We start from the raw sequence: 25,957 nt of genomic DNA, 5'->3' as shown, positions 1-25,957 counted from the left end.
CCGGGGCGCGGCGCCCGCGCCCCCGGGGGGGGGGGCCCCGGGGCGCGGGCGGGGGGGGGGCGGCGGGCCGCGGCCCCCCCCCCCCCCCCCCCCGGGGGCGGCGGGGCCCCCCCCCCCCCCCCACGCCCCTTGTGCAAGGGAACCGATCAGTTGTCCCGGACGTGTTCATGGGTGGGGAGTACGGTCCCCTCAGGGGATTGTTCCGCCGATCGGCTTGATCGGCGGCGCAGGCCTTGATCGAATGCGAGGCAACGCATCCGTGGATCGATGCAGGATCAAGGCGTTCCTGGTGTGGATGTCGGTCCCCGCGGCCATACTTCAGGCCGGGTACCAGTCCCCCGATCGGCCGGGGGCCGGGCCACCGTCCGTGACCGAGGGGGAGGTCGAGTGACATACCCGCCGAATGTACGCACGGCGCCGGACCACGCGCGGGCGCAGCCGCCCGTGCCCGCGACCGCACCCGTTCCGCCTCGGCGCGGCGCCTGGTCCGTGACGTCCGAACGGCTCCGGGCCGCGGCGACGACCGAACCGGGCAGGCTCCGGATCATCGGGGCCGTACTGGCCCTGCTCGTCGTCGCGTTCGGGGCCGTGACGGCGTTCGAGATCGCCGACCGGGCGGCCGCCGCCGACGACGTGGTGAACCGCAGCCAGCCGCTGAGCGCCGACGCGGCGGACATCTACCGTTCGCTCGCCGACGCCGACACCGCGGCGGCCGGCGGCTTCCTCGCCGGGGCGCAGGAGCCGCGCGCGGTCCACGACCAGTACGACAGGGACATCAAGGAGGCCTCCCGGCTGTTGGTGAAGGCCGCGGCCAACACGGACGCCTCGACGAAGTCCGGTCACGAGATCACCACGCTCAACGAGGAACTCCCCCGGTACACGGGGCTGATCGAACGGGCCCGCGCGAACAACCGGCAGGGCCTGCCCCTGGGCGGTGCCTATCTGCGGTACGCGAACCAGCGGATGACCAACATCCTGCTGCCGGCCGCCGAGCGGCTGTACACGGCGGAGACCGACCGACTGGGCCAGGACAGCGACGCGGCCAGGGTCTGGCCGTTCTTCTCGCTCGGGCTCGGTGTCGTGGCCCTGGCCGGACTGCTCTGGGCGCAGCGGCGCAACTACCGAAGGACGAACCGGGTCTTCAATCACGGGCTGCTCGTCGCGACCGCCGCGTCCACCGTGGTGCTGCTGTGGCTCGCGGTGGGGCACACGGTGGCGCGGTCCGAACTGCGCAGCGCCGATGTGCACGGACAGCAGTCGCTCGACGTTCTCAACCATGCGCGGATCGACTCGCTGAAGGCGCGCGCCAATGAGAACCTCACTCTCGTCGCCCGTGGCGCGGTGCTCACCCCGGACGGCAGGAACGACAAGTACGAGACCGACTACAACACGGGCATCAAGGCCCTCGGCGAAGAGCTGGGGAGAGCCAGGAAGCTCGCGGCCGGCGATCCCCGGGGGAGCTCGCCGGTGGCGAAGGCCATCGACGGTGTCTCCGAGTGGCAGGGCCGCCACCGGACCGCCCGCACGACCGACGACGGCGGCGACTACGAGGGCGCGCTGAAGCAGATCATCGGGCCGAAGGACTCGACGGGTGAGTCCTTCGACCGGGTGGACGAGGCGCTGAAGCAGGCGCTCGCCCATGAGCAGGGCGAGTTCAGCCGGGCCGCGGAGAACGGGCGCGGGGCGCTGGGCGGGCTTCCGGCCGGCGCCGCCGCACTCGCCGCGCTGGGCGCCCTCGCCGCGATCCTCGGGGTCAACCGCAGGCTCTCGGAGTACCGGTGAGAGGGGGAGCGATGACCAGGAAGCGCACGGGTGCGAGGGCCCGTGCCGAGTTTCCCGCCGGATCAGGGAGCGGGGTCCGAGGCTTTCGAATCCAAGGCGGAGGAAAGAGTCGACGCGGAGCGTCGGCGACTGACGACAACGCCGGAGGCGGAGGTTCCGGACCCCGCGAGCCCGGTGGGAAGCTCGGCACGGGCCCCGGGCCCGCCCGCGGCAGGCTGCGCGGCTGGGGCGGGGTGACGGGCATGGCCGTGGCCTGTGCGGTGACGGCCTCGCTCACCCTGCTGCCGCTCACCCACGGCGGCGCCGACGCCTTCGTCCGGGACACCGCGGGACCGGGTACGGCGCAGGCCGTGCAGACCCGGTCCGGCGACTGCAAGGACCCGGAGGCGAGTCTGCCGCCGTCGAGCGAGGGCGGCCCGAGCATCGAGAAGATCAAGGCGCGCGGAAAGCTGATCGCCGGCGTCGACCAGAACAGCTTCCGCTGGGGTTACCGCGATCCGGAGACCGGCGGGATCGAAGGCTTCGACATCGACCTGGTGCGGGCCATCGCCAAGAACATCCTGGGCGATCCCGACGCGGTGATCTTCCGGGCCATCCCCACCAACCAGCGGATCGCCGCCCTGGAGAACGACAAGGTCGATGTCGTCGTCCGGACGATGACGATCAACTGCGCCAGGCTGCAGCAGGTCTCGTTCTCCACCGCCTATTTCCAGGCCGGGCAGCAGGTCCTGGCACCGAAGGGCTCGTCGATCACCGGGTTCGACAAGTCCCTGGCCGGCAAGCGGGTCTGCACCGCCGAGGGCTCCACCGCGTACGAGGCACTGGAGAAGCAGTCGTTCGGCGCGGTCTTCAAGGACGAGCACGACGGCACGGACGAGGACGAGGACCAGCTCACCGTCCCCAATCAGCTGGACTGCCTGGTGCGGCTCCAGTTGGGCGAGGTCGACGCGATCGTCACGGACAACGCGCTGGCGGCCGGGCAGGCCGCCCAGGACCCGGCGGTCGAGCTCAAGGGCGACAAACCGTTCACCACCGAGTACTACGGCGTGGCCACGAAGCGCGGCGCCGACGATCTGGTGGCCCGGGTCAACCAGGTGCTGGTCGACTACCGCAGGGGTGGTGCGAACAGCCCCTGGATGGAGTCGTACCGGAACTGGCTGGAGGCCGGACTGCCGGGGATAAAGGCACCGCCGGCACCCAAGTACCGGAGCAACTAGTGCCGGGTCGGCCGGGGTGCGCCTCGGCGCGGTCCCGGTCGGCGAGGCAGTGGCACTGATCCTTTCGGGCCCGTCCCGGCAGGAAGAGCGGAGAGGTGATCGATGGGCGTCGCGGGCTCCTTCCCCGGCTATGCGGGGAGGCCCCCCGGCCCGGTCATGGACCGGGACGAGGCGGACCGTGCGCTGGCCCGGCTGGGCGCGGAGCACGAGGCGATCGAGACCTCGCTCCTCGCCCTGCAGGACCACGCGGGCCGCCGGCTCCTGGAGGGCGCCGATCTGACCGGTGTCACCAAGGAGCGCTGGGCCTCCACCGAGCAGTCGATCACCCTGCTGTGGGGGTACTTCGACGCGTACGCGGGGGCGCTGGCCGAGGCCCGCGCGGTGCGGGCCCGACGGCGCCACCCCAACCGGGACGACCTGGTGGTCCTCACCGAGCTGCTGCGCGGCCAGGGTGTGACCGTGGCGCACGCGGCCGGCCGCCCCGATCCGTCGGTCACCGGCCCGGCCAGGCTCTCCGAGCGGTTCACGCTGGAGGAGCTGGTCGCCCGGATGAACGAGCTGTACGCCCGCTCGCTGGACATGGTCGTCGCCTCCGACTCCGTGTGGTCCGCGCTGCCCGCACGGATAGACCTGCTCGCCGCCGAGCTGCACCGCACCCGCTCGCTGGCGCACTCCGTCGGTGTGCGGCCCGGTGAACACCCGGCGGGTGACGATCTGGAGGCGATCACCCAGGAGCTGACCACGCTGCGGGTGCAGGTGATCTCCGATCCGCTGGCCTTCTGGCTGTCGGGGCCCGGCAGTTCGGCGCCGGGCGGCGGACGGCCCGACACGACGCGGTACGACCGGGCGGCCCGCGCCCTGGACGACGTACGCCGCGAGATCGAGGCGGTGCTCGCGGTCCGGCAGGACGCCGAACAGCGCCTGGTCCACCTGCGTGACGTCCTCTCCCGCGCGGACCGGACGCTGACCGAGGCCCGGTCGGCGCGCGGCGAGGTGCTGGCGAAGATCGCCGCCTCGGAGGTGCCCGCGGTCAGCGGTCCGGCGACCGCGCTCCAGGAGCGGCTGGCCGCCGCGTCGGAGTACCGCAGGCATGCCCAGTGGCACCGGCTCTCCCCGCTCCTGGAGACGCTGGAGCGGGAGGCCGAGGAGGAGTTGTTGCGGGCCCGCGAGTCGCTGACCGCGGTCACGGCCCCGCTCGCCGTGCGGGCGGAGCTGCGCGGCAGGCTCGACGCGTACAAGGCGAAGGTCGCCCGGCACGGTCTGGCCGAGGACCCGCTGCTGATCGAGCGGTACGACGCGGCACGCCGGATGCTGTGGAGCGCGCCGTGCGATCTGCGGGTCGCCGCGCAGGCGGTGCTGCGCTACCAGGAGACGGCGGCCGAACTGCTGTCGCAGCGCCGGACCCCGGGACCGGAGGACCGGCGATGAGGACAGGTGTGCGCGAGGTGGACGGGCCGCCGCGGCGGCGGGGCGAACAGGGGGACGGACCATGAGTACGCAGTGCCAGCGCCCCGCGTGCGAGGGCAGTTACGAGGACGTGGGCGGCGGTGAGCTGTACTGCGACACCTGCGGGCTGGCTCCGGTCGTCTCCCCGAGCGGCATGGTGAGTTCGCCGCCCACCGGGATCACGGGCGGCGGCGCGAGCAGCAGGGGCAGCAGGGGCAGCAGCAGCAGCAGTTCCCGGGCCTCCTCGCGGTCCTCGTCCCGTTCGTCGACCTCGCGGCGTTCCGTTTCGGGGCGTCTCTCGCGCTCGTTGTCCGGCGGCGCCACGTCCCGTTCGGTGTCGGTGCGTTCCTCCGGTTCGTCCTCGGGGGCGTCCGGCCGGAGCAGGCTGGGTGCGGGGCTGGTGCAGGTGCCGGACGTGCCGCGTCCCGACCCGCGCTCGGCGGTGATGGAGAACCCGGAGGTGCCGGAGCGAAAGCGGTTCTGTTCGCGTTCCGACTGCGGGGCCCCGGTGGGCCGGGCCCGTGGTGAACGGGCGGGCCGCACGGAGGGGTTCTGCACCAAGTGCGGCCACCCGTACTCCTTCGTGCCCAAGCTGCACGAGGGCGACATCGTGCACGGCCAGTACGAGGTCGCGGGCTGTCTGGCGCACGGCGGGCTCGGCTGGGTCTATCTCGCGGTCGACCGGGCGGTGTCGGACCGCTGGGTGGTCCTCAAGGGCCTGCTCGACACCGGCGACCAGGACGCCATGGCGGCCGCCATCTCGGAGCGCCGCTTCCTCGCCGAGATCGAGCACTCCAACATCGTCCGGATCTACAACTTCGTCGAGCACCTCGACCAGCGCACCGGCTCCCTCGACGGCTACATCGTGATGGAGTACGTCGGTGGCAAGGCGCTCAAGGAGATCGCGAACGAGCGCCGCACCCCGGCCGGGAAGCGCGATCCGCTGCCGGTCGAGCAGGCGTGCGCGTACGGCATCGAGGCGCTGGAGGCGCTCGGTCATCTGCACAGCCGCAACCTGCTGTACTGCGACTTCAAGGTCGACAACGCGATCCAGACCGAGGACCAGCTGAAGCTGATCGACATGGGCGCGGTCCGCAGGATGGACGACGAGGAGTCGGCCATCTACGGCACGGTGGGGTACCAGGCGCCGGAGGTCGCGGAGGTCGGCCCGTCGGTCGCCTCCGACCTGTACACGGTCGCGCGGACGCTCGCGGTGCTCACTTTCGACTTCCAGGGCTACACCAACGTCTTCGTGGACTCGTTGCCGGACCCGGACAACATCGAGGTGTTCCGGAGCTACGAGTCGTTCTACCGGTTGCTGGTGCGGGCCACCGACCCGGATCCGGCGCGGCGGTTCGCCTCGGCGGCGGAGATGGCGGAGCAGCTGACGGGCGTGCTGCGCGAGGTGGTGTCGCTGCAGACCGGACGGCCGCGGCCCGCGCTGTCGACGCTGTTCGGCACGGAAGTGCGGGTCACGGACACACAGTTGTTCGCCGAGCTGACGGAGGATGTGTCACGGCTGGGGGCACGGGCCGCCGCTCCGGCGTCGTCCGGGCGCTTCGGGCGAGGACGGAAGGCGGGGACCGGCGCGCGTCCGGTCACGGCCACCGTGCCGGGTACGGGGCCGGGCGCGCTGCCCGCGGGTGCGCCGGCCGCGCCCGGACATCCGGTGGCGGGCGCCGGTCCGCTGACCGCGCCGCCCACACACGTACGGTCCGGCGGCGCGGCGCTCCCGTACCCGCAGACCCCGGCCGCGATTCCGGGTCCTCGCGTCCCGGTCGCCGATCCCGGTGCGCCGTCGGGGCCGTACGTCCCGTACGGCCCCCGGCCGGCCGGGCTCGACGCACGGGCCACCTCGCTCGCACTGCCCGTCCCCCGGGTCGACGCGAGCGACCCCAACGCGGGCTTCCTCGCCGGGCTGATGGCCACCGCTCCCGCCGAACTGATCGCCGCGCTCAACGCCGTGCCCGCGGCGTCGCTGGAGACCCGGCTGCGTGAGCTGCGCGCCCGTCTGGAGATGAACGAACTCGGCGCCGCGGGGCAGACCCTGGCGGAGCTGGAGGACCGGTTCCCGGACGACTGGCGTGTCGTCTGGTACCGCGGAATCACCTCGCTGGTCATCGGCGACAACGAGAACGCGGCGCTCTCCTTCGACGCGGTGTACGACGCGTTCCCCGGTGAGCCGGCGCCCAAGCTGGCGCTGGGGATCTGTGCGGAGGTGCTGGGCCAGCTGGACAACGCGGCCGAGTACTACCGTCTGGTGTGGACGACCGATCCGAGTTTCGTCAGCGCCGCGTTCGGCCTGGCCCGGGTGCAGATCGCCGCCGGGGACCGTACCGGGGCCGTGGCGACGCTGGAGTCCGTGCCGGAGGCGTCGATCCATTACACGGCGGCCCGGGTCGCGGCGGTGCGGGCGAGGCTGCGGGAACGGGCTCCGGACGAGCCGCTGATCGCCGATCTGACGGCCGCGGCCGAACAGATCTCGGGACTGGCCGGTTTCGGCCTGGACGCGGTGCGCCGCGAGCAGTTGTCGACCGAGGTGCTGGGGAAGGCGCTCGACTGGGTGCTCTCCGGGAGTCCCGCGGCTCGGTCCTCGGTCCCCCGGGCGCACATGCCCGCCGGGTCGAACGGGCCGAGAACGCTGCTCGGCAGTGAGGTGGACGAGCGCGGCCTGCGTTTGGGGCTGGAGCGCTCGTACCGGATGCTCGCCCGGCTTGCGGAGCCCGGCGACGAGAGGATCGAACTGGTGGAGCGGGCCAACCGCTTCCGCCCCCGGACGTGGGTGTGAAAATGTCGCAGAAGCCCCAGGAGACGGCCCTGTCGAAGTGCCCCGGCTGCGAGGAGCCGCTGGAGCCGGGGGACCTGTTCTGTGGTGCGTGCGGGTACGACCTCTCGGCCGTGCCCGCGCCACCGCAGGACCGCCCGACGATCGCCATGACCGTGCCGACGGAGAACGGCGCGGCGGCCCGCCCGGCCGAGGTCCGGCCCGACGAGCCGGGCGGATCGGGCGACTTCGAGCTGGCCGCACCCGGGCCGGCGCCCGCGTCCGCACCGGCCGCGAAGGCCTCGTCGCCCGCGCCGGACCCCCGTACGCCCGCCGTCGATCTGTCCGCACCGCCGTCGGCCGGCACCAAGCTGTGCGTGGCCTGCCGGGCCGGCCGGGTCGACACCGACGGCTACTGCGAGAACTGCGGTCACGCCCAGCCGCGCGAGCGCGACCACATGGAGCAGGAGCTCGGTTCGGTGGCCGCCGTCAGCGACCGGGGTCTGCGCCATCACCGCAACGAGGACTCGTTCGCGGTGTCGACCACCGCCCTGCCCGACGGTTCGCCGGCCGTCGTCGCGATCGTCTGCGACGGCGTCTCCTCGGCGAGCCGCCCCGACGAGGCGTCGGCGGCTGCCGCGAGCGCCGCCAACGAGGCGCTCCTGGAGTCGCTGCCGCGCGGCACCCATCCGCAGCAGGCGATGCACGAGGCGATCGTCGCCGCCGCCGAGTCGGTCAACTCCCTGGCGCAGGAGCCCGGCCGGGCCATGGAGCACGACCCGCACCGCCATCGGAACGCCCCGGCGTGCACCCTGGTCGGCGCGGTCATGGCGGCCGGTCTGCTGGTCGTCGGCTGGGTCGGCGACAGCCGCGTCTACTGGGTGCCGGACGACCGCACCAGCGCGCCCGCCCGGCTGACCGAGGACGACTCCTGGGCCGCGCAGATGGTGGCGGCGGGCCTGATGAACGAGGCGGAGGCGTACGCGGACGAGCGCGCCCACGCCATCACGGGGTGGCTCGGCGCCGACGCGTACGAACTGGAGCCGCACACGGCCTCCTTCAGGCCGGACCGGTCCGGTCTCGTGGTGGTGTGCACGGACGGGCTGTGGAACTACGCGGAGTCGGCGGCGGAGATGGCCGCGGCGGTGCCGGCCGACGCGCAGTCGCGGCCGCTGCACGGCGCCCAGGTGCTGGTGGGTCACGCGCTCGACGGTGGGGGCCACGACAACGTAACAGTGGCTCTGCTGCCGTTCGCCGTACCGCCGCAGGGGGCAGGATCGGCCTGCGGCACCACATGAGTGCCGTTCCGTGACGCTTGGTTCCCGTTCCGTCCGACCCTTCCGCCCCGTCGCCTTCGCCCGCCTTCACCGTTTTTCCTCTCTCACAGCTGTCTTCATCTGACACCTGGAGTCTCAAGGAGCCGATCAGATGGCCAACTTCTCCAAGTCGAACGTGCCCCAGTTCTCCGTCGAGGTGTACCAGAACGAATATCTGCCGGAGGGTGGTCGCGAGGTCAACGCGATCGTCACGGTCACCTCGACCGGGGGCGGCACCAGCGGAGGCGTCCCGCTGTCCGGTGCCGCGGGGACGCCCACCACGCGCGCAGTGGGGCAGGCACCGGACGCCGCCGTGGTGATCATGGTCGACTGCTCCGGCTCGATGGACTATCCGCCGACGAAGATGCGCAACGCCCGCGACGCGACGGCCGCGGCGATCGACACCCTGCGCGACGGCACCCGATTCGCCGTGGTCGGCGGTACGCACGTCGCCAAGGAGATCTACCCGGGCAACGGAAGACTCGCCGTCGCCGACGCCCGGACCAGGGCCCAGGCGAAGGAGGCCCTGCGCGCGCTCGGCGCCGGTGGCGGCACGGCGATCGGCACCTGGCTGCGGCTGGCCGACCGGCTGCTCGGCGCCGCCGATGTGGAGATCCGGCACGGCGTCCTCCTCACCGACGGCCGCAACGAGCACGAGGCGCCGGAGGATCTGCGGGCCGCGCTCGAATCCTGCGCGGGCCGCTTCACCTGTGACGCCCGCGGTGTCGGCACGGACTGGGAAGTGAAAGAGGTCACAGCCGTCGCCTCCGCGCTGCTCGGCACGGCCGACATCGTCGCCGACCCGGCAGGGCTGGCCGCGGACTTCACACGGATGATGGAGAACGCGATGGGCAAGGAGGTCGCGGATGTCGCGCTGCGGCTCTGGACCCCTGTCGGGGTCGAGATCAAGTTCGTGAAGCAGGTCGCCCCGACGGTCGTCGATCTGACCGGCCGCCGCACCGAGGCGGGTCCCCGCGCCGGGGACTACCCCACGGGTTCCTGGGGCGACGAGTCCCGCGACTACCACATCTGTGTCCAGGTGCCGGAGGCCGGGATCGGGCAGGAGATGCTGGCGTCCCGGGTCTCGCTGATCCTCCCCGACCCGTCGGGCGGGGCGCCACAGACGCTGTCGCAGGGTCTGGTACGGGCGGTGTGGACCGAGGACATGGCGGCGTCCACCTCGATCAACCCGCAGGTCGCGCACTACACCGGCCAGGCGGAACTGGCGCAAGTCATCCAACAGGGGCTCGATGCCCGCAAGTCGGGAGACTTCGACGGCGCGACCGCGAAACTGGGCCGTGCGGTGCAGCTGGCGTCGGCGTCCGGGAACGAGGACACTGCGAAACTGCTTTCGAAGGTGGTGGACGTCGTCGATGCCGCGACCGGTACTGTGCGACTGAAGGCGAAGGTCGCGGAGGCCGACTCGATGACACTCGAAACACGCTCCACCAAGACCGTACGCGTCAAGAAATAACCGCACAGCAGCACAGTCGGGCCGCCCGGCCGGAGTGATCCACCGGGTGGCGAAGAGCAACAGCGAACGACGGCCCCCGGGGCCGGACGAGGAGAGGAGGAAGAGCCGACATGCCGACCTGCCCGAACGGACACCAGTCGGGTTCCGATGACTGGTGCGAGGTCTGTGGCCATCGCATGGCCGGGGCGGGCGCGCCCGCGGGTGCAGTCCCCCCGCCGCCTCCCCCGCCGCCCGCTCCCGGTTACGGCCACCCGCAGGGCTCCGGGCCGGACGCGACCCAGCAGGCCGAGCTCTGCCCGCAGTGCCGCACACCGCGCGAGGCGATGGCGCCGTTCTGCGAGGAGTGCCGCTGGAACTTCCTCACGAACACCGCGACGTCGTACACGCCGCTGGCCCCGTCCCACAGCGTTCCCGGCCCGCCGCCCGGCCTCAACCTGCCGCCCGGCTTCCAGGCGCAGCAGCCGCCGGGTCCGCAGCAGCAGCGCGATCCGTTCGAGTACCAGGGGTCGCGGCCCTCGCAGGTGAACCGCCCGGCCGAGCCGCTCTCCCCCGAGCCGGGAAGCCGCCCCGGCCCCCCGGCGCCGGGTCCGCAGTCGCCGCCGCCGCCGTTCCAGCAGCAGGGTCCGCCGTCTGCGCCGTCCTTCCAGCAGCAGTCCGCACCGCCGCTGTTCCAGCAGCAGTCGGCGCCGCCCTCGTTCGAGCGGCCGGGTCCGTCCGCGCCGCCCGCGCCGCAGCCGCCCGCCCCGCAGGGGCCGCAGGCCGGTGGCGACGACGACTGGATGCTGTCGCCGCCGTCCCGCGCCCAGGCCCCCCAGCCATCGGGTCCGCAGCAGCAACCGTCGTTCCCGGGCCGGGAGCAGAACGAGCCGCCCGCGAGCTGGACCGCGGTCATCGCCCCTGACCGTGAGTACTTCCTGGCGATGATGCAGCGCAGTGGTCCCGAGGCGACCGGGCTCAATCTGCCCGCGTACTCCCCGGAGCAGCAGCTTGCGCTCACCGGCAGCCAGGTCACCATCGGTCGCCGCAGGCAGAGCACCGGCGAGTCCCCCGACATCGATCTGTCCGTGCCGCCGGAGGACCCGGGCGTCTCGCACCAGCACGCCGTGCTGGTGCAGCAGCCCGACGGCGGCTGGGCCGTGGTCGACCAGAACTCGACCAACGGCACCACGCTCAACGGTGCCGAGGACCCGATCCAGCCCTATGTCCCCGTCCCGCTCCAGGACGGCGACCGGGTGCATGTCGGGGCGTGGACGACGATCACGATCCGCCGGGACTGAGAGCCTGTCGGGTGACCTCCGATCGAAGGTCACCCGACAGGCTCTGAGCCGCGCTACCCGTCGGGCAGTGGCCAGGCGTACGGCCCCTCGGGGTCGTCCAGCCAGGCCCATTGCCGCCCGTCGCGGACCGTGATGCCGAACCTCTCCCGCTCGGGGCGCCGCTCGCGCTGCCAGAGGGAGAGGGCCTCGCGGGGGTCGAGGGTGGCCTCGGTCAGCGTCAGCAGGAACTGGAAGAGCTCGTTCTCGCTGATGCGCCTGGGCGCTGCGCCGGTGTACGGACGTCGCGCTGATCCCGGTGGCGTGCCGCGCAGCGGCACGAAGTACGCGGGCGTGTGCAGGAACCGGCCCTCGGCGTACTTCCCGTGCGCCGGCTCCCGTACCCGCAGCAGGATCAGTCCGGTGGCGAACGGCGCCAGTATCAGTGCGCCCGGCCTGCACTGGTCCAGCCAGGCCTGCGGTACGCACGGCAGGGTGCAGGTCACGATGATCCGGTCGTACGGTCCGCGCGGGGGCCAGCCCCGTGTGCCGTCCCCGGTGATCACGGCCGGGTGGTATCCGGCCGCCGCCAGGTGCCGGCGGGCCGACTCGGTGATCTCCGGGTCGAGGTCGACGGTGGTCACGGCGTCGTCACCGAGCCGGTGCGCGAGCAGTGCCGCGTTGTAGCCGCTGCCCGCGCCGATCTCCAGGACGCGCTGCCCGTCCCGTACGTCCAGCTCTTCGAGCATCCGGGCCATCAGCGACGGCTGGCTGCTCGACGAGATCAGCTCGCCGTCCCGGATCCGGGTGGCCAGCGCTCCGTCCGCGTACGCCCCGCGCAGCCACTGGGCCCGCCTGACCGGGTCGGGGTCCTCGCACCACAGGCGGTCCCGTCCGCCGCCCACGAAGTAGTACGGCACGAACAGATGCCGTGGCACCTCCTCGAACGCCGCCAGCCATTCCGGGTCACCGAGCGCCCCACCGGCCACGATGCCGCGCACCATCGCCCACCGCTCCTCGGCGGCGGCCGCGGCGAACGGATCCGGCTGCGCGTCGTCCATACCTCCACCTTCCTGCGCCGGGGGCCCCGGGGCCAGGAACCCGGCCGGGTCCGGGCCGTCCCGGGGCGGACGCGGCGCGGGGGGCGACAGCCCGCGGCGGGAGGACCGGGACCTAGGACCCCGGTCCTCGGCCGGTGCGTCTGCGACGATGGACGGGTGACTGAGATTCCGCGCGACACGCTGCAGGAGCAGACCTTCTACGAGCAGGTCGGCGGCGAGGAGACCTTCCGACGCCTGGTGCACCGCTTCTACCAGGGGGTCGCCGAGGACCCGCTGCTCCGGCCGATGTACCCGGAGGAGGACCTGGGACCCGCCGAGGAGCGGTTCCGGCTGTTCCTGATGCAGTACTGGGGCGGTCCCCGTACCTACAGTGAGCGGCGCGGACATCCGCGGCTGCGGATGCGGCACGTTCCGTTCCAGGTGGACCGGGCGGCGCACGACGCGTGGCTGAGCCACATGCGGGTCGCCCTCGACGAGCTCGGACTGGCGCCGGAGCACGAGCGGCGGCTGTGGGACTACCTCACCTACGCGGCCGCCTCGATGGTGAACACCGGCGGCTGAGAACGCCCCCTGTTCCCCGCGCCGGGTGCGAAATGCGTTCCCCCGTCGCCGATTAACGGTCACGATCCCATCAAGGTGCGCGGACAAGCGGTTTCCAACAGCGCGCATGTCCTGACAACATCCGTAGAGCGCCGGGGGGCGTGTGTGCGGTGAGGGTTCAGGGGGGCACGTGTGACGGGGTTCGTCTTTCTGCGGGTGAGGGCCTATCGGCTCCTGCTCGCCGCCGCTGTCCTCGCCATCCTGCTGACCACCTCGGTACTCGCCGCGCTCACCGCGTTCTCCGGTTCGGTCGGCGATGCCGCGCTGCGCCACGCCCTCACCCATCGGTCGGCGTCCGCCGCCTCGCTCGTCGTGTCCGCGCAGGTGGCGTCCGCTCAGCGGGCCGCGGCCGACGCGGCCGTCCGCAAGAGCGCCCACGACACCTTCGACGGCCTTCCGGTGACCGTCCGGACGCTGGAGACGTCGGGTTCGTACGCGCTGCCGGACAGTCTGCGGGCTCCGGGCGGCCGGGACGGCGACCCCGACCTCACCCACTTCGCCTCGCTCGACCGCAGCCGCGTCCGGCTGACCGCGGGCCGTATGCCGGCGGCCGGGACCAAAAGGGCCGGCGATCCCGTCCAGGTCGCCCTGCCGCACGCCGCCGCCGGCGTCCTGAAGCTGAGGCCCGGCTCACGGATCACCCTCACCGACCGGCTGGACGACAAGCCGGTGCGCGTCCTGATCACGGGCGTGTACGAAGCCTCGGACCGGACCGACCCCTACTGGCAGTTGGACGAGCTCGGCGGTCGCGGCATCCGCACCGTCGCCTTCACGACATACGGTCCGCTGCTCGCCGACCCCGCGGTGCTCGGTTCGGGACGGGTGAGTTCCGGCACGGTGTCCTGGCTGGCCGCCGCCGATTTCCGCTCGGCCACCACGGGGCGGATGGACACCCTGCACGACGCCGCCACGGCTGCTCCGAAGAAGCTGCGGGCCACCCCCGGGTTCAGCAGCGGGGCCACCGTGCGGACCTCGCTCCCCCAGGTGCTGGAGCAGATCGACCGGGCGCTGCTGGTCTCCCGCTCCACCCTGATGATCGTGGCCGTCCAGCTGGTGCTGCTCGCCGGTTACGCGCTGCTGCTGGTGGCCCGGCTGCTGAGCAGTGAACGCGACGGGGAGACCCGGCTGTTGCGCGCCCGCGGCGGATCGCGCGGCCGCATCACCGGGTTCGCCGCGGTCGAGGCGCTGCTGCTCGCGCTGCCCGCCGCCCTCCTCGCCCCGCTGCTCGCCGGGCCGCTGACCCGGCTGCTCGCGAACAGCGGCGCGCTGGCCCGGATCGGGTTGCGGCTCGACGCGGGCGCGACCGCGACCGTGTGGCTGGTCTCCGTCGTCGCCGCGCTGACGTGTGCGCTGGCCGTCGTGGCGCCCGCGCTGGCGGCCGGTGCCGGGGAGCGTCGCTCCCGCCGTGCCGCGGCGCTGCCCGCGCCGCTCCGGGCGGGCGCCGACATCGGCCTGCTGGTGATCGCGGCGGTGGCGTACTGGCAGCTCGACCGCCAGACGACGGGCTCCGGCAGCGGTGCGCTGAGCGGCGACCGGCAGGGCGGCCTCGGGGTCGATCCGCTGCTCGTCGCGGCCCCCGCCCTGTTGCTGCTCGCCGGCACCGTGCTGACGCTGCGTCTGCTGCCGCCCGTGGCCAGGCTCGCGGAGCGCCGCGCGGCGGGCGGCCGGGGGCTGGTCACGGCACTGGCCGGCTGGCAGTTCAGCCGACGTCCGCTGCGCAACGCCGGACCGGTGCTGCTGCTGGTGCTGTCGGTCGCCATGGGCATGCTGGCGATCGGGCAGCGCGCCTCCTGGGACCGTTCGCAGGGCGACCAGGCGGACTTCAGGGCCGGTGCGTCGGTGCGGGTGGTGGGCAGTGTCGAGAACGATCCGGCGCAGGCGGGCGCGTACGCGCGGCTGGCGGGCGTACGGGAGGCGGCGCCCGCGTTCCGTACGACGTTGGACCTCTCCGACGAACGCACGGCCGAGATCCTGGCCCTGGACACCGCGCACGCCGACGAGCGGATGCTGATGCGCGGCGACCTCGGTGACCGGCCGCGGGAGCGGCTGTTCGACTCGCTCGCCCCGCGGGGGACCGCGAGGGCCGGACTGCCGTTGCCGCGGCTCGCCGAGAAGGTCCGGTTCGACGTGCGGATCACGGCCGCCGGAGCGCCCGCGCGGACGTCGCCGTCCGGCGCCGCGCCGCTCCTCACCGTGCTGCTGGAGGATCGTTACGGCTTTCCGTACCGGGTACCGGCCGGAACCGTCCCCGTCGACGGGAGAACGCACCCGTTCACGTTCGCGGTGGCGGCCGGGGGCGATCTCGCGGTGACCGGGTTCGAGCTGGACGGCAACCGGCCGACCGGCCGGAGCGAGTCCCACCGGGTCGACATCGGCGCCCTCAGGTCCGTGTCGGCCGACGGCACCGAGCAGACGGTCCCGGTGCCCGACGGGTTCGGCTGGGACGCCACGCAGACCGCCACCGGATCCGGTGAGGCGGGCCCCGGCGATCCGGTGGAGGCGAGGGTCTCCGCGAAGAGTCTGCTGGCCTTCGGATACGACACCGGCTCGAACACGGACTGGACGGCATCGACACCTTCCTTCTCCGTACGGGCCACCGCGCCCCTCCCCCCGGCTCCGGCGCTGAAAGCTGTGGCCACCGACGCGTACCTGCGCGCCGCCGGGGCGAAGGTGGGACAGGACGTCGACGTCACGCTGGCCGGCGAGACGGTCCGGGTGAAGATCGTGCGGGCGGTGCACCGCCTGCCGACCACGGGCCCCGGTACCGGGCCCGAGGCCTCCGCCGGCAGCGCCGACCGGCAGCGGGACGGCGGCGCTCTGCTGCTCGACCTCAGGGCCGTCGGCCAGGTCCTCGCCCATCGCCCGGGGGCGGTGCTGACCCCCGTCGAGTGGTGGCTGGGCACCGCGCCCGGACAGACCGGGAAGGTCGCCGCCGCACTGCGGGCACAGCCCTACACCGATCCGACGCAGGTCCTGGTGCGCGACGAGATCGCGCGGGAACTGGTCGGCGACCCACTGGGCGCCGGGCCGCAGTCCGCGCTGCCCGCGGTGGCGGTCGTCGCCGCGGCCCTGGCCGCGGTCGGCTTCGCGGTGAACGCCGCAGGCGCGCAGCGCGAGCGGACCTCCGAGTTCGCCGTACTGCGGGCACTGGGGACGCCGCGCCGACGGCTGACCCGGATGATCGCCGCCGAGCAGGGTGTGCTGATCGTGATCGCGCTGCTGGTCGGGGCCGCGCTCGGGGTCGCGCTGAACCGTGCCGTCGTACCGCTCATCGTGCTGACCGGACAGGCCACCGCGCCGGTGCCCCCGGTGCTGGTGCAATTGCCGGCCGGGCAGGTCGCCGCGCTGCTGGCGGGAGTCGCCGCGCTGCCGCTGCTGATCGTCGTGTCCCTCGCATGGCGCGGCGCCGATCCCGCGACCTCGCTGCGCCACCAGGGGGACAACTGACATGAGTCCGCACTCCGTCCGAGACCGTCGCGCCACGGCCGCCTGTGCGCCCTGGGTCCGTACCCGGTTGCGTACTGCACCCGGCACGGCCTGGGCGCTCGGCCTGCTGGTGCTGCTGACGGCGTTCCTCGCCGCCGCCTTCCCGCGTGCCGTCGACCGTTACGAGAACGAGGGGCTGCGCCGTGACATCGCCACCGCGGACCCCCGGCTCAGTGTGCTGGAGCTGAGTACGCCGCAGCCCGATCTGCAGGTGTCCCAGCCACTGCGCGAGGAAGCGGTGCGCGCGGCGTCGCTGGCGTCCGTCCATCGCGCGGTGCTGTCCGGTCTGCCCGACGTGCTGCGGCCCGACACCGCCCAGTCGGCGTACGGATTCCGCACCGTGACGCCGATCCCCGCCGAGGAGGGCTGGCTGCCCCGGCCCTCTGGCATCGCCCCTCAGCTGACGTACGCGACCCTCTCGGCCCTCCCGGACCACGCCGCCCTGCGCGCCGGGGCGTGGCCCACCGCGCACGGCACGGTCACGGCGCGCACACCGCAGGTGGAGGGCGCGGTCACCGAGGAGACGGCGAAGGCGCTGCGGATCAGGGTCGGCTCGACCGTCTCCGTACCGACCCAGGGCGGCACACCGCTGACCGTGCGCATCACCGGCATCGTCGCCCCGGAGCGCCCCGAGGCCACCTACTGGTCGGCCCAGCCACTGCTCCGGACCCCGTCGCTGGTGGCCAAACCGAAGGATATCGACCCGCATTACTACTGGATCGCGGCCGTTCTGCTGCCGCCGGACGCCGCGCCCGCGCTGCTCGCCACCGCCGCTCAACCGGAGGCGTTCTGGCGGATCGCGCCGGATGCCTCCCCCCTCACCGCCACCGACGTGCCGGCACTGCGCTCGTCGATCGCCTCGCTGGAGGGCGGTCCCGGGCTGGTGGACCTGCGGGCGGTGGCCGGTCCGAACGCCGCGCTCAAGACGGACCTGGACGCGATCCTCGCCAGGTACGACACGCTGCGCGAGGCGGTCGGCCCGATCGTCACGGTCGCCGCCGTGGGCATCGGAGCGGTCGCCGCGGTCGTCCTGCTGATGACGATCGGGCTGATGGCCGGACGGCGCCGCGGCGAACTGGCCCTGCTGCGTGCGCGCGGCGGATCGCTGCGCGGAATCGGCGGCCGACTGCTCGCCGAGACGGTGGTGACCACGCTGCCCGCGGCGGCACTGGGTCTGCTGATCGCCGTGCTGACCATCGGGGAAGCACGGCTGTGGCCCTCGGTCACCGGCGCGCTCGCCGTCGCCGCGTTCGTCTGCGTCGCCCTGCCGCTGCGTACGGCGCTGCCGCACCGCAGGCCGCAGCCGCACGGTGCCCGCGACGATCTGATGAGCGCCCGCCCCTCACGGCGGCGCACGGTCGCCGAACTCACCGCGCTGGTACTGGCCGTCGGCGCGGTCGTCGCCCTGCGCCGGCGCGGTACGGGCTCCGGTGACGGCGATCTGCTGGTCAGCGCCGCCCCCGTGCTCGTCGGTCTGATCGCCGCCCTGGTCCTCGTGCGGCTGCTGCCGGTGCCGCTGCGTCTCGCCCAGCGCTCCGTCGCCCGGCGGCGCGGCGCGGTCGGCTTCCTGTCGCTGGCCCGTGCCGGGCGCACCTCGGCGGGCGGCGCGCTGCCGCTGCTCGCGCTGCTGCTCGCGCTGACCACGACGGCGTTCGGCGGCTCGGTGCTCGCGGGCATCGCGGACGCGCGGAACGAGGCGGCGGTACGTGCGATCGGTGCGGACGCCCGGATCAGCGGCCCCGGCAGCTCCGTGCCGCTGCCGGACCGTCTGGTCCGGGAGGTGCGGGGAGCGGACGGTGTCCGGGAGGTGGCGGCTGTGGGCATCGAGTACGACGTCATGCTGCCGTTCGACGGGACCGGGGACCAGCAGACGAAGAGCGCCACCCTGGTGGCCGTCGACCCGACGACCTATGCCCGGCTGGCCCGCTCGACCGGCCTCGGAGCTTTCCCCGCCGACCGGTTGGAGTCCTCCGGCTCCGCGGCCCGGAAGGCGCCGTCGCAGGACCGGGTGCTGCCCGTCATCGCGTCGCCGTCCGTCGCCCGGCGGCTCGGTGACCGGCCGCGCGACTTCTCCACGGCGGCCGGGAACTTCAGCGCGCGGGTGGCGGGTGTCGTCACGCGCACTCCCGCCGTTGCCGTCAGCGACTTCCTGATCGTCGACGCCGCTTCGCTCCCCCGCCCGCAGACCACCACCCTGCTGGTCACCGGCGGTTCCCTGGACGCGAAGGCGCTGCGCACGGCGGTGCACCACGCGGGCAAGGACGTCACCGTGCGGCTGCGCACCGAGGAACGCCAGACGTTCGTCGACACCCCCGTGCAGCGGGGTGCCGGGGATATCTACGCGGCGGCGATCGTGGCCGGGGCGGGCTACGCCCTGCTGGCCGTCCTGCTGTCGTTGCTGCAGACCGCCCCGGAACGCACCGCCCTGCTGGCCCGGCTGCGGACCATGGGCCTCACCTCCCGGCAGGGCAGACGGCTCCTGGGGTTCGAAGCGATGCCTCAGGCGCTGCTGGCGGCCGTCGGCGGGCTGCTCGTCGGCTGGGCGACGACCGCACTGCTGGCGCCGGGCATCGACCTGGTGGGCCTCTCGCTCTCCACCGGATCCCAGGCCGCCGCACCCGACACCGTCCCGCTGCGGACCGACCCGTGGTCGCTGGCGCTCCCGGCGCTCGGCGTGGTCGTCCTCACCGCCGCGGTGGCCGCCGTCCAGGCCTGGTGGGCCGGGCGCCGCGGACCGATCACCGAACTCAGGTCAGGAGACCCCCGATGACGTCGCCGTCGACCGCCACCACACTGGCCGAACTCGAACAGCGGGCCGCCGCCCGCCGCGACCGGCCCTCGTACGGGCACGACGCGCTGATCGCCTGCGACCGTCTGGTCCGCATCTTCTCCGCGGACGGGGTCGAGGTGCAGGCGCTCCAGGGCCTCGATCTGCTGGTCACCGAGGGCGAGTTGATGGCCCTCGTCGGCGCGTCCGGCAGCGGCAAGTCGACCCTGATGAACATCCTGGCGGGCCTCGACGTGCCCACGGCCGGGTCGGCGAAGGTCGCGGGCTGCGATCTGCTGTCGATGGGCTCGAAGGAACGGCTCCGCTACCGCCGGGACATCGTCGGGTTCGTCTGGCAGCAGACCGCCCGCAATCTGCTCCCATACCTCACCGCCGTGCAGAACATCACCCTGCCCATGCAGCTGCGCGGTCGGGGCCGGGGCAGCGAACGGGCCGAGCGGGCCGAGTCGTTGCTCCGGATGCTGGGGCTGGAGGAGTGCCGCGACCGACGCCCGCAGCAGCTCTCCGGCGGCCAGCAGCAGCGGGTGGCGATCGCCGTCGCGCTCGCCAACCGTCCTTCGGTGCTGCTCGCCGACGAGCCGACCGGTGAGCTCGACTCGGCCTCCGGCGAGCAGGTCTTCGCCGCGTTCCGCCGTGCCAACGAGGAGCTCGGCACCACGATCGTGATCGTCACGCACGACCACGCGGTGGCGAGCGAGGTCCGTCGTACGGTCGCCATCCGGGACGGCCGTACGTCCTCCGAGGTGCTGCGCCGCACCGAGGTCGACGCGGCGACGGGCCTGGAGTCCCAGGTGGCACGCGAGTACGCGATGCTCGACCGCGCGGGCCGCCTGCAACTGCCCGCCGACTACACGGAGGCGCTCGGGATGGAGCACCGCGTGATGCTGGAGCTGGAGCAGGACCACATCGGGATCTGGCCGGACGACCAGCCGCGCCCGTGACGGCAGTTGGTGGTGCCAGCCCCAGGAGGCATTGACCGGGTGGCCCGATGTTCCCGTGCCACGCACGCCCCTAGCGTCGTACGGGAGTCATCCGCCTGATCCCGAGGAGCACGATGCGCGGCACCGCACTGGCCACCGCCGGCCTGGGCCTGACCTGTCTACTCGCGGGCACGGTGCCCGCGTCGGCCGTCCCTGCCACCCCTGCCACCCCCACTCATCAACGGCTCGTCTGGGGCCCCTGCTCGCCGCAGCAGCGGGAGCTGAACGAGGCGGGCGCGCAGTGCGCGAAGGTGACCGTCCCCCTGGACTACTCCGACCCCGGCGGAGCGACGATCCGGATCGCCGTCTCCCGTATCAAGGCGGGTACCGGGCACGGGAAGCGGCGGGGCATCCTGCTGTCGAATCCGGGTGGACCGGGCGGCACCGGACTCGCCAGCACCCTGCTTCTGCGGCCCGCCTTGAAGGATGCGGCCGACCGCTACGACCTGATCGGCTTCGACCCCCGTTTCCTCGGCGAGTCCACCCCCGTCGCCTGCGACCCCGCCGCCTCGACGCCCGCGCCCGGCCCGACCACGACCCGCCGCGAGGACTTCGAGCGGTCGGTACGGTCCGCCCGCGACACCGCACGCCGCTGCCGGGACCACGGCGACAACGCACGGCTCCTGCCGCACGCCACCTCCCGGAACGTCGCCCGCGACATGGACGCGATCCGCGCGGCACTGGGCGAGCGCAGGCTCTCGTACTACGGCGTCTCGTACGGTGCCGACCTCGGGGCCGTCTACACCCAGATGTTCCCCCGCCGCGCCGACCGCATCGTCATCGACTCCTCGACCGACCCGTCGGCCACCCAGTACGAACTCTTCCAACGGGCGGGCAAGCCGCTCGAAGAGGCCCTGGACGCCTGGGCCGGGTGGGTCGCCCGGCACGACGGCACCTACCGGCTCGGCAAGACGCCCGCGCAAGTACGGTCGAGTGTCCAGCAGTTGCTCGACGGAGCCGAGCGGCGCCCGGTCACCGTCTCCGGCATCCGGCTCGACGCGCCGTTGCTGCGGCTGGTGCTGAGGCAGCTCATCCAGCACGAGGAGTACGACCCGGCACTCGCCGGTACGGTCCGCGACCTGGCCGACGCCGCCGCGGGCAGGCCGGTCGAGCCCGGCCCGGAGCTCGCCGCCATGCTCGAACTGCTCGCATCGCCCGAGCTGGCGGACAGCATGCTGGGCGGGGCCCTCTTCATGTGCGGCGACAACGGCTGGCCGGCCGGTGGCTGGCCGAAGAACCCGGAGACGTACTGGACGAACATGGAGCGCAGCCGCGCCACCCAGCCCGTCTTCGGTCCGCTCGTCAACGGCATGGTGGCCCCGTGCGCGTTCTGGCCGAGCACGTCCCGCGAACCCGCCACGGTGATCGGCAACGACGTGCCCGTCCTGATGCTCCAGGCCCGGCGCGACAACAACGTCCCGTACGAGGGGGCGCTGGCGCTGCACCACCGCCTGACCGGTTCACGACTGGTGACGGCGGACATCCGTTCACACGGGGTGTACGGGCGCGGACTCGACGGCCTCACCCCCGTCCCCTGCGCCGACGAAGCCGTCGACGCCTATCTGCGCGACGGCACACTGCCCGCCGCCGATCTGCTCTGCCCTCGCACCGGGGAGGAACGTTGATCAGCAGACGTACGGGCCTGGCGGCCACGGCGGCGGCCCTGTTCACGACGGCGTCCGGCCCGGCGGCGACGGCCGCCGCACCCCGTCACGCCCCCGGGCTCCGCAGCCGTCTCCAGAGCGATGTGGACGCGATCCTGGCCACCGGGGCCACCGGCGTACTGGCCGAGGTGCAGAGCGCCCACGGCCGGACGACCGCCCGCGCCGGCTCCGCCGACCTGCGGGCCCCGCACCACCCGGTCCCCCGGGACGCCTACTACCGGATCGGCAGCGACACCAAGACCTTCACGGCCACGCTCGCCCTCCAACTGGTGGGCGAGGGGCGGCTCGCGCTCACCGACACCGTCGAGCGGTGGCTGCCCGGCGCCGTGCGGGGCAACGGCAACGACGGCCGCAGGATCACGGTCGCCGATCTGCTGCGCCAGACCAGCGGGCTGAACGACTATCTCGCCGTCTCACCGGACGTGGCCGAGGCGTTCACCCCGGCCGGCTACCGCCGGTCGCGGTTCCGCACCACGCCCGCCGAGGACCAGCTGAAGGCGGCCGTGAGCCGGCCGCCCCTGTGGGTGCCGGACCCCGGACAGCCCGCCGGGGAACGGCGCTGGGGCTACTCCAACACCAACTACGTGGTGGCGGGGCTGATCATCGAGCAGGTGACCAAGAACTCCTGGGCGCAGGAGATCCACGACCGGATCATCGAGCCCCTGGGCCTGCGCCACACCTTCACACCGGGAACCTCGCCGTACGTCCCCCGGCCCACGGCCACCGCGTACACCTGGTTCCCCGGCCGCACCCGGCCGACCGACACGACGACGGCGTCCGGCGGCGGGGCCGACGGCTCCGTGATCAGCACCACCCATGACCACGGCGTCTTCCTGCGCGCCCTGATGAGCGGCCGGCTGCTGCGCCCGGCCCAGCTGGCGGCGATGAAGGAGACGGTCGCGGCCGAGGACTGGAGTGCGGCGTCGGGGGTCCGTTACGGACTGGGCATCGCCTGGCGCCCGGTGGCCGGGAGCAACGGCGGGATCTGGTTCCACGGCGGAACCCATCTGGGGATCGTCTCCGAGAGCGGGGTGACGCCGGACGGCTCCCGGGCCGCGACCAGCGCCACGTTCACCCTGCGCATGGGCGACCCGGCCCAGGACGCCCAGGACGCGGCCGCGCTACGACTGGTGGACAGGGCCCTGACCGGCTAGCGCTTCTCGTTCGGCTCGATCGCCCCGCGCGTCCGGACGTCCTTCGTCCTGTCGTCCGGTCGTCCGGGCGTCGGGTCGTCCGGGCGTCGGGTCGTCCGGGCGTCCGGGCAGGGACTCAGCCCGCGCCCACCGTCACCGCGAGCGTGCCGGGTCCGCTGCCCGGACCGCGCAGGGCGATCGAGCCGAACGGGGTACGCAGCCGCAGCCAGGACCCGGCCGCGAGCAGGGCGACGGGGAAGTCCGGCGCCGGGCGGAGGAAGCCCAGGGACTGGGCGGCGTGGACAGCCCTCAGCGGAAGTTCGGTGGGGCCGAGGGTGCGCGACCAGATCTCGCGGCCGATCAGATCCCGCTCCGCCCGGGTGCGGCGGCCCTCGGGCAATGCCTCGTCGCGGGAGCGGAACTCCGCCACCGCCCCGGTGACCGCCGTGCGCAGGGAGACCGGGTCCGGCAGGCCGGGCACTTCGTGCCAGCCACCGCGGGGCGGCAGGACCCCCGTCCACGGCGGCCCGGTGACCGGTGCGGGCAGGGCGCCCGAGCCGGCCGCCACGCCCTCGACATCGAGCGATTCGAGGAGCTCACCGGCGGACACCGTGACGTCGAACTCGTGCGCTCCGGCCAGCCGCGCCGCCCGGATCGCCAGCACCTCGAACGACGGCGGCCTGCCGAACACGGCCAGCGCGCCGCCGCCCGCCTGCATCCGCACGGCGGCGGCCCGGTCGTAATGGATCAGCCGACCGAGGAAGGCCGCGAGATCCGCGGCCTCCCTCGTGTCGGCGAACTCCAGCGACCTCACGGGCACCGTCATGCTGCGGCGGGCTCCTCGGCCAGGTACTGCTGGAGGAAGAGCTTCTCCTCGGCGGAGATCCGCCGAGGCCGCTCCTCCGCCAGGTTGTACGGCACGACGACGGTCGCGGCGCGCACGTACACCTGGTCCGGGTCCTTGATCTCGTACGCGATCGTCAGCGACGCGGCACCGATCTTCGTGACCCAGGACTCGACGGTCACCGGCTCGTGCCGGTGGACCAGCGGCCGTACGTAGTCGATCTCGTGCCGGGCCACGACGGACCCGCCCGAGAAGGACGGCGAGCCGTCCCCCGGCGCCAGCCGGAACATGAAGTCGATGCGCGCCTCCTCCAGATAGCGGAGGAAGACCACGTTGTTCACGTGGCCGAAGGCATCCATGTCCGACCAGCGCAGAGGGCAGTTGTAGATGTGACGTGCCAAGACGATCAGCCTCGCGTGAGCTTCTTGTACGTGGCACGGTGCGGACGGGCCGCGTCCGCGCCGAGGCGGTCGACCTTGTTCTTCTCGTACGACTCGAAGTTGCCCTCGAACCAGTACCACCTGGAGTCGCCCTCGTACGCCAGGATGTGCGTGGCGACGCGGTCCAGGAACCAGCGGTCGTGGGAGATGACCACCGCGGCGCCCGGGAACTCCAGCAGGGCGTTCTCCAGCGAGGACAGCGTCTCGACGTCGAGGTCGTTGGTGGGCTCGTCGAGGAGCAGCAGGTTGCCGCCCTCCTTGAGCGTCAGCGCCAGGTTGAGGCGGTTGCGCTCACCACCGGACAGGACGCCGGCCGGCTTCTGCTGGTCCGGGCCCTTGAAGCCGAACGCGGACACGTACGCCCGCGAGGGCATCTCGACCTGACCGACGTTGATGTAGTCCAGCTCGTCCGAGACGACGGCCCAGAGGGTCTTCTTCGGGTCGATGTTGGCGCGGGACTGGTCGACGTAGGAGATCTTGACCGTGTCACCGATCTTGATGGAGCCGGTGTCCGGGGTCTCCAGGCCCTGGATCATCTTGAACAGCGTGGTCTTGCCAGCACCGTTCGGACCGATGACGCCGACGATGCCGTTGCGCGGCAGCGTGAACGACAGGTCGTCGATGAGGACCTTGTCGCCGAAGGCCTTCGAGAGGTTCTCGACCTCGACGACGATGGAACCGAGCCGCGGGCCCGGCGGGATCTGGATCTCCTCGAAGTCCAGCTTCCGCATCTTGTCCGCCTCGGCCGCCATCTCCTCGTAACGGGCGAGACGTGCCTTGGACTTGGTCTGCCGGCCCTTGGCGTTGGAGCGGACCCACTCCAGCTCTTCCTTGAGCCGCTTGGCACGCTTCTCGTCCTTGCGGCCCTCGACCTTGAGGCGGGCGGCCTTCTTGTCGAGGTACGTGGAGTAGTTGCCCTCGTAGGGCAGGGCGCGGCCGCGGTCGAGTTCGAGGATCCACTCGGCGACGTTGTTCAGGAAGTAGCGGTCGTGGGTGACCGCGACCACGGCGCCCGCGTACTTCGAGAGGTGCTGCTCCAGCCAGTTCACCGACTCGGCGTCGAGGTGGTTGGTGGGCTCGTCGAGGAGGAGCAGGTCGGGGGCCTCGATCAGCAGCTTGCAGAGCGCGACGCGGCGCTTCTCGCCACCGGAGAGGTTGACGACCGGCCAGTCGCCGGGCGGGCAGCCCAGGGCGTCCATGGCCTGCTCCAGCTGGGCGTCCAGGTCCCACGCATTGGCGTGGTCCAGGTCCTCCTGGAGCTTGCCCATCTCCTCCATCAGCGCGTCGGAGTAGTCGGTCGCCATGAGCTCGGCGACCTCGTTGAAGCGCTTGAGCTTGCCCATGATCTCGGCGGCGCCGTCCTGGACGTTCTCCAGGACCGTCTTCGACTCGTCGAGCTTCGGCTCCTGCATGAGGATGCCGACGCTGAACCCGGGCGACAGGAACGCGTCACCGTTGGACGGCTGCTCCAGGCCCGCCATGATCTTCAGCACCGTGGACTTACCGGCGCCGTTGGGGCCCACGACACCGATCTTCGCGCCGGGCAGGAAGTTCAGGGTGACGTCATCGAGGATCACCTTGTCGCCGTGCGCTTTGCGCGTCTTGCGCATGGTGTAGATGTACTCAGCCAAGAGAAACCGTCCGGCTATCGATGTGTGGGCAGATACACCCCATCTTGCCTGACGTCCATCCCGGGATGGAAACCCGTC

The 25,957-nt window shown here is 72.9% G+C and carries 17 protein-coding genes; 13 read left to right on the top strand and 4 right to left on the bottom strand.

The window, feature by feature from the left end; genetic code table 11:
• Positions 1–387: 387 nt before the first annotated feature.
• The 7 genes from ACIOHC_RS01865 to ACIOHC_RS01835 all read left to right on the top strand — a co-directional run bounded on the left by ACIOHC_RS01865 (position 388) and on the right by ACIOHC_RS01835 (position 11,276).
• Positions 388–1,782, top strand: coding sequence for a hypothetical protein (locus ACIOHC_RS01865; RefSeq protein WP_401840939.1), 1,395 nt, complete (start codon positions 388–390; stop codon positions 1,780–1,782).
• Between the two features lie 242 nt (positions 1,783–2,024).
• Positions 2,025–2,999: a glutamate ABC transporter substrate-binding protein gene (locus tag ACIOHC_RS01860; RefSeq protein WP_351086893.1), complete on the top strand. Its 975-nt coding sequence runs from the start codon at positions 2,025–2,027 to the stop codon at positions 2,997–2,999.
• A gap of 102 nt (positions 3,000–3,101) precedes the next feature.
• The gene (locus tag ACIOHC_RS01855) at positions 3,102–4,427 is read left to right on the top strand and encodes a hypothetical protein (RefSeq protein WP_351086895.1); all 1,326 of its coding nucleotides are present in this window, start codon (positions 3,102–3,104) and stop codon (positions 4,425–4,427) included.
• 61 nt (positions 4,428–4,488) lie between these two features.
• Positions 4,489–7,233 (top strand): tetratricopeptide repeat protein, encoded by a 2,745-nt coding sequence (locus ACIOHC_RS01850; protein ID WP_401840937.1) that lies wholly within the window; start codon positions 4,489–4,491, stop codon positions 7,231–7,233.
• Between the two features lie 2 nt (positions 7,234–7,235).
• Positions 7,236–8,507: a protein phosphatase 2C domain-containing protein gene (locus ACIOHC_RS01845; RefSeq protein WP_351086898.1), complete on the top strand. Its 1,272-nt coding sequence runs from the start codon at positions 7,236–7,238 to the stop codon at positions 8,505–8,507.
• A 130-nt stretch (positions 8,508–8,637) separates the two neighbouring features.
• Complete coding sequence (locus tag ACIOHC_RS01840) at positions 8,638–9,999, top strand: VWA domain-containing protein (RefSeq protein WP_351086900.1); 1,362 nt, start codon at positions 8,638–8,640, stop codon at positions 9,997–9,999.
• A gap of 110 nt (positions 10,000–10,109) precedes the next feature.
• Entirely contained in the window at positions 10,110–11,276 is a 1,167-nt protein-coding gene (locus ACIOHC_RS01835; protein ID WP_351086902.1) for an FHA domain-containing protein, read from the top strand.
• Positions 11,277–11,329: 53 nt separating this feature from the next.
• Here the strand turns inward: ACIOHC_RS01835 and ACIOHC_RS01830 are convergent, their stop codons facing one another.
• Positions 11,330–12,313: a methyltransferase domain-containing protein gene (locus ACIOHC_RS01830; protein ID WP_351080410.1), complete on the bottom strand. Its 984-nt coding sequence runs from the start codon at positions 12,311–12,313 to the stop codon at positions 11,330–11,332.
• A gap of 156 nt (positions 12,314–12,469) precedes the next feature.
• On the opposite strand from ACIOHC_RS01830, the gene ACIOHC_RS01825 reads away from it, so the two are divergent.
• The 6 genes from ACIOHC_RS01825 to ACIOHC_RS01800 all read left to right on the top strand — a co-directional run bounded on the left by ACIOHC_RS01825 (position 12,470) and on the right by ACIOHC_RS01800 (position 22,985).
• Positions 12,470–12,874: a globin gene (locus tag ACIOHC_RS01825; RefSeq protein WP_351080412.1), complete on the top strand. Its 405-nt coding sequence runs from the start codon at positions 12,470–12,472 to the stop codon at positions 12,872–12,874.
• A 171-nt stretch (positions 12,875–13,045) separates the two neighbouring features.
• Positions 13,046–16,360 carry an FtsX-like permease family protein gene (locus ACIOHC_RS01820; protein WP_401840934.1) on the top strand — a complete coding sequence of 1,105 codons (3,315 nt, stop codon included), beginning with the start codon at positions 13,046–13,048 and terminating at the stop codon, positions 16,358–16,360.
• A 1-nt stretch (position 16,361) separates the two neighbouring features.
• Positions 16,362–19,169 carry an FtsX-like permease family protein gene (locus ACIOHC_RS01815; protein ID WP_401840932.1) on the top strand — a complete coding sequence of 936 codons (2,808 nt, stop codon included), beginning with the start codon at positions 16,362–16,364 and terminating at the stop codon, positions 19,167–19,169.
• A complete protein-coding gene (locus tag ACIOHC_RS01810; protein ID WP_351080418.1) occupies positions 19,166–20,128 on the top strand; it encodes an ATP-binding cassette domain-containing protein in 963 nt (320 codons plus the stop codon). The genes ACIOHC_RS01815 and ACIOHC_RS01810 overlap by 4 nt, the downstream gene beginning before the upstream one ends.
• 113 nt (positions 20,129–20,241) lie before the next feature.
• Positions 20,242–21,792, top strand: a complete 1,551-nt coding sequence (locus tag ACIOHC_RS01805; RefSeq protein WP_351080420.1) for an alpha/beta hydrolase — start codon at positions 20,242–20,244, stop codon at positions 21,790–21,792.
• Positions 21,789–22,985: a serine hydrolase domain-containing protein gene (locus ACIOHC_RS01800; RefSeq protein WP_365689591.1), complete on the top strand. Its 1,197-nt coding sequence runs from the start codon at positions 21,789–21,791 to the stop codon at positions 22,983–22,985. Before ACIOHC_RS01805 ends, ACIOHC_RS01800 begins: the two co-directional genes overlap by 4 nt.
• A 115-nt stretch (positions 22,986–23,100) precedes the next feature.
• Here ACIOHC_RS01800 and ACIOHC_RS01795 read toward each other — a convergent pair whose 3' ends face one another.
• From ACIOHC_RS01795 to ettA, 3 genes are read right to left on the bottom strand one after another with little or no spacing between them, the layout of a single operon-like run.
• Entirely contained in the window at positions 23,101–23,790 is a 690-nt protein-coding gene (locus ACIOHC_RS01795) for a hypothetical protein (RefSeq protein ID WP_351080424.1), read from the bottom strand.
• Entirely contained in the window at positions 23,787–24,209 is a 423-nt protein-coding gene (locus tag ACIOHC_RS01790) for a thioesterase family protein (RefSeq protein ID WP_351080426.1), read from the bottom strand. The genes ACIOHC_RS01795 and ACIOHC_RS01790 overlap by 4 nt, the downstream gene beginning before the upstream one ends.
• A 5-nt stretch (positions 24,210–24,214) precedes the next feature.
• Positions 24,215–25,879, bottom strand: a complete 1,665-nt coding sequence (ettA, locus tag ACIOHC_RS01785; RefSeq protein ID WP_351080428.1) for an energy-dependent translational throttle protein EttA — start codon at positions 25,877–25,879, stop codon at positions 24,215–24,217.
• Positions 25,880–25,957: the final 78 nt, after the last annotated feature.

Origin of the sequence: Streptomyces sp. NPDC088252, assembly GCF_044740965.1 — a bacterium.
Taxonomy (GTDB): Bacteria; Actinomycetota; Actinomycetes; order Streptomycetales; family Streptomycetaceae; genus Streptomyces.
This window is presented reverse-complemented; position numbering and strand designations above follow the sequence as displayed.